This window comes from Mycobacterium sp., assembly GCF_035499775.1.
Lineage (GTDB): Bacteria > Actinomycetota > Actinomycetes > Mycobacteriales > Mycobacteriaceae > Mycobacterium.
On record NZ_DATJYB010000395.1, the window covers coordinates 1 to 5,049 of the forward strand.

The 5,049-nt window shown below is 67.4% G+C and carries 3 protein-coding genes; 2 read left to right on the plus strand and 1 reads right to left on the minus strand.

Going from position 1 to position 5,049, the window contains the following annotated elements; genetic code table 11:
- Positions 1-2 precede the first annotated feature (2 nt).
- Positions 3-3,017 carry a (Fe-S)-binding protein gene (locus VML93_RS24555; RefSeq protein WP_325614878.1) on the plus strand — a complete coding sequence of 1,005 codons (3,015 nt, stop codon included), beginning with the start codon at positions 3-5 and terminating at the stop codon, positions 3,015-3,017.
- A gap of 272 nt (positions 3,018-3,289) precedes the next feature.
- Positions 3,290-4,579: a pyridoxal phosphate-dependent aminotransferase gene (locus VML93_RS24560; protein ID WP_325614879.1), complete on the plus strand. Its 1,290-nt coding sequence runs from the start codon at positions 3,290-3,292 to the stop codon at positions 4,577-4,579.
- Here VML93_RS24560 and VML93_RS38700 read toward each other — a convergent pair.
- The coding region (locus tag VML93_RS38700; protein ID WP_414686432.1) for a PE family protein at positions 4,536-5,049 on the minus strand (514 nt) is incomplete at its 5' end. The two genes, VML93_RS24560 and VML93_RS38700, sit on opposite strands and share 44 nt — an antisense overlap.

The window sequence follows — 5,049 nt, forward strand, 5'->3', positions numbered from 1 at the left end:
GCATGACCGCGATCGTGGGCGTATTGGCTCTGCGACGCGTCTGGTGGTTGTACAAGCTCGTCATGTCCGGTCAACCGGCCTCGGGGCGCACCGACCACATCGGCGAACGGATTTGGGCACAGGTCGCCGAGGTGTTCGGCCAGCGCAAGCTGCTGAAGTGGTCACTGCCGGGTTTGGCGCACTTCTTCACCATGTGGGGTTTCTTCATCCTGCTCACGGTCTACATCGAGGCGTACGGGGTGCTGTTCGATCCGAAGTTCGCGATCCCCGTCATCGGCCACTTGGATGCGCTGGGCGCACTGCAGGACTTCTTCGCACTGGCCGTGCTGACCGGCATCGTCACCTTCGCGATCATCCGATTGCGCAGCGAGCCAAAAGAATACGGCCGCGAGTCGCGGTTCTACGGTTCACACACCGGCGGCGCGTGGGTGATCCTGTTCATGATCTTCAACGTCATCTGGACCTACGCCATCTTCCGCGGGGCCTCCGTCAATGCCCTCGGCCCCGACTTCCCTTACGGCAAAGGCGCTTTCTTCACCCACTTCATGGGCGACCGGATGGCCTCGCTGGGTCAGCACACCAACGAGACCATCGAAACCGTTGCACTGATGCTGCACATCGGTGTCATGCTCGCCTTCCTGGTGATCGTGTTGCACTCCAAGCACTTACACATCTTCCTGGCGCCGATCAACGTCATGTTCAAGCGGCTGCCCGACGGGCTGGGCCCGCTGCTGCCGGTCGAGTCCGCGGTCGATGGCAAGGCTAAGCCAATCGATTTCGAAAACCCACCGGACGACGCGGAATTCGGCCGCGGCAAGATCGAGGACTTCACCTGGAAGGGCATGCTCGACTTCGCCACCTGTACCGAGTGCGGGCGCTGCCAGTCGCAATGCCCGGCCTGGAACACCGGAAAGCCGTTGTCCCCCAAGCTCGTCATCATGGACCTGCGCGACCACTGGATGGCCAAGGCGCCCTACATCCTCGGTGAAAAGACCTCGGACCCGCTTGAGGGTCTCGACCTCGAGACCGCCAAGGAAGAGGGCCACCACGTGCCGGAATCCGGGTTCGGCCGGGTACCCGGGGACGGGCCCGAGCAGGCGGCCCGCCCACTGGTCGGCACCGCCGAGCAGGGCGGCGTGATCGATCCCGACGTGCTGTGGTCCTGCGTCACCTGTGGCGCGTGCGTAGAGCAGTGCCCGGTGGACATCGAGCACATCGACCACATCGTCGACATGCGCCGCTACCAGGTGATGATGGAGTCGGAATTCCCGTCCGAGCTGGGTGTGCTGTTCAAGAACCTGGAGAACAAGGGCAACCCGTGGGGGCAGAACGCCTCCGACCGCACGAACTGGATCGACGAGGTCGACTTCGACGTCCCGGTCTACGGCCAGGACGTCGAGAGCTTTGACGGTTTCGAGTATCTGTTCTGGGTGGGATGCGCGGGCGCCTACGACGACAAGGCCAAGAAGACCACCAAGGCCGTCGCCGAGCTCCTTGCCGTCGCCGGTGTGAAATACCTGGTGCTGGGCACCGGGGAAACCTGCAACGGCGACTCGGCCCGCCGGTCCGGCAACGAATTCCTGTTCCAGCAACTTGCCCAGCAGGCCGTCGAGACGCTGGACGGGCTGTTTGAGGGCGTGGAGACCGTCGACCGCAAGATCGTGGTCACCTGCCCGCACTGCTTCAACACCATCGGTAAGGAGTACCGGCAACTGGGCGCCAACTTCACCGTGTTGCACCACACCCAGCTGCTCAACCGGCTGATCCGCGACAGGAAACTGGTCCCGGTCACCCCGGTCTCGCAAGACATCACCTACCACGACCCGTGCTACCTGGGCCGGCACAACAAGGTGTACGAGGCACCACGCGAGCTGATCGGGGCCGCGGGCGCGACTCTCACCGAAATGCCGCGCCACGCCGAACGCAGCTTCTGCTGTGGTGCCGGCGGCGCGCGCATGTGGATGGAAGAGCACATCGGCAAGCGGATCAACCACGAACGCGTCGACGAGGCGCTGGCCACCGGGGCCGCCACGATCGCCACCGGGTGCCCGTTCTGCCGGGTGATGGTCACCGACGGTGTGAACGACCGCGCCGAAGACGCGGGCCGTGCCGGAGTCGAGGTACTCGACGTGGCCCAGGTGTTGCTCGGGTCGCTCCAGTACGACAAGGCGACGCTGCCGGAAAAGGGCACGGCCGCAAAGGAATCGGAAGAGCGGGCCGCCAAGGCAGAGAAGACGGCGCCCAAGGCCGCCGCGGCCGCTCCGGCCGAGGCCGAAGCGCCTGCCGAGGAACCTGCGGAAGCTCCTGCTGAGAAGCCCGCTGCGGCCGCACCCGCCGCACCTGTTAAAGGTCTGGGCATGGCAGGCGGCGCCAAGAAACCCGGCGCTAAGAAGGCAGCGGCTCCCGCGGCCCAGGCCAAGGCACCCGCCGCGCCCGCAGCGCCGGTTAAGGGGCTGGGCATGGCCACCGGCGCCAAGCGTCCCGGCGCCAAGAAAACCGCAGCACCGGCTGCTTCAGCTGCGCCGACCGAAGAAACCAAAGCACCCGAGGCCGCCGCACCCACCGCACCCGCCGCGCCGGTTAAGGGGCTGGGCATGGCCGCCGGCGCCAAGCGTCCCGGTGCCAAGAAAGCCACAGCCTCCGCTGCCGCTGCGCCGGCGGCTCCGGCAGCGGAGGCTCCCGAGACGGCCGAACCGGCCGAAGCGCCCGCCGAGCCGGCGAAAGCCAAGACCGAAGCTCCCGCCGAGCCGGCCAAGCCCGCCGTCCCCGTCAAGGGGCTAGGTCTGGCGGCCGGCGCTCGGCGCCCGGGAGCCAAGAAGGCGGCGCCCGCGGCGCCGGCCAAGCCCGCCGAGCCGGAGGCAGAGCCAGAGCCGGAACCGGAGCCTCAAGCAGAGCCGGAGGCCGAAGCAACGCCGGAGGCCGAAACCGACGGCGAATCCGCGCCGCCGACCGCGCCCGAGGTCCCCGTCAAGGGCCTGGGCATCGCTCGCGGGGCCCGTCCACCGGGTAAGCGCTGATCACTCACCCCGCCCACCGCGGCATTTGCGCGCCCTCGAGGCCAAACGCCAGCCACCGCGCCGCCAGCGTCCCCAAATGCACACCCGCACCCCCCCATACCGCGTGCATTTGCGCGCCCTCGCGGCCAAACGCCGGCCACCGCGCCGCCAGCGTCCCCAAATGCACACCCGCACCCCCCATACCGCGTGCATTTGCGCGCCCTCGCGGACAATGCGGCGCGTGTCCGCCGGGCAAGCGCTGATCACGACTTAGCACCGGTCAGCAAATATCACTGGACAGCGATGGCACCATGGGTGACGTGACTACTCACCAGCTGCCCCTGCATACCTCCGGTCATCACCGGCAGCGAGCGTTCGCGCAGTCCTCCAAACTGCAGGACGTCCTCTACGAAATCCGTGGCCCGGTACACGCGCACGCGGCGCGGCTGGAAGCCGAAGGTCACCGGATCCTCAAGCTCAATATCGGCAACCCGGCGCCCTTCGGCTTCGAGGCGCCCGACGTGATCATGCGCGACATGATTCAGGCGCTTCCCTACGCGCAGGGCTACTCCGACTCCCAGGGCATCCTGTCGGCCCGGCGCGCCGTGGTCACCCGCTATGAGCTCGTCGACGGCTTCCCGCGTTTCGACGTCGACGACGTCTACCTGGGTAACGGCGTCTCCGAGCTGATCACGATGACGCTGCAGGCCCTGCTGGACAACGGCGACCAGGTGTTGATCCCCTCGCCGGACTACCCGCTGTGGACGGCGTCGACCTCGCTTGCCGGCGGCACACCGGTGCACTACCTGTGCGACGAGACCCAGAACTGGCAGCCCGATATCGCCGACCTGGAATCGAAGATCACCGAGCGCACCAAGGCGCTGGTCGTGATCAACCCGAACAACCCGACCGGCGCGGTGTACGGCCGCGAAATCCTCACCCAGATGGTGAATCTGGCGCGCAAGCATCAGCTGTTGCTGCTCGCCGACGAGATCTACGACAAGATCCTCTACGACGACGCCAAGCACATCAGCGTGGCCACGCTGGCGCCGGACATGTTGTGCCTGACCTTCAACGGCCTGTCGAAGGCCTACCGGGTCGCCGGCTACCGGGCCGGGTGGCTGGCCATCACCGGGCCTCAGGACCACGCGAGCAGCTTCATCGAGGGCATCAACCTGCTGGCCAACATGCGGTTGTGCCCGAATGTCCCTGCCCAGCATGCGATTCAGGTCGCCCTCGGCGGCCACCAGAGCATCGAGGACCTGGTGCTTCCCGGCGGTCGGCTGCTCGAACAGCGCGACGTGGCCTGGACGAAGCTCAACGAGATCCCCGGGGTGTCGTGTACCAAACCGGAGGGCGCCCTCTATGCGTTCCCCCGACTGGACCCCGAGGTCTACGACATCGCCGACGACGAGCAACTCGTCCTCGACCTGTTGCTCCAGGAGAAGATCCTGGTCACTCAGGGCACCGGATTCAATTGGCCCGAACCGGATCACCTGCGCATCGTGACGCTGCCGTGGGCCCGCGATCTTGCGGCAGCTATCGACCGCCTGGGAAACTTCTTGACCAGCTACCGGCAGTAATCAGGCGCCCGGGCTTCCCGTCAGCCCGGACCGCCCGGTGCACCCGGCGCACCCGGCGCACCCGGCGCACCAAACAACGACCCGCCGTCGCCGCCGGTACCCGCGAACCCACCGTAGCCAGCGGTGTTGGTGGGCCCACCGTCGTAGGCCTCACCGCCGTCACCACCATCGCCGCCGTTACCGACCAGCTTGGCGCTGCCGCCAATGCCGCCGTTGCCTCCCCCAGCAACGCGCTGGTCGGGGCATTGATCACGCCGAGCAGCTCCTGCAGCGGCGAGGCGTTGGCGGCCTCGGCGCTCGCATACGCGCCGCCGGCCGCGTTCAGGGCGCCCACAAACTGCTGGTGAAACTGCGCCATCTGGCCGGCGAGCGCCTGGTATGCCTGCCCGTGCCGGGAGAACACCGCGCCGATGGCCGCGGATACATCATCGGCAGCCGCGGCGAGTTCGGCCGTCGTCCGCACGGCGGCG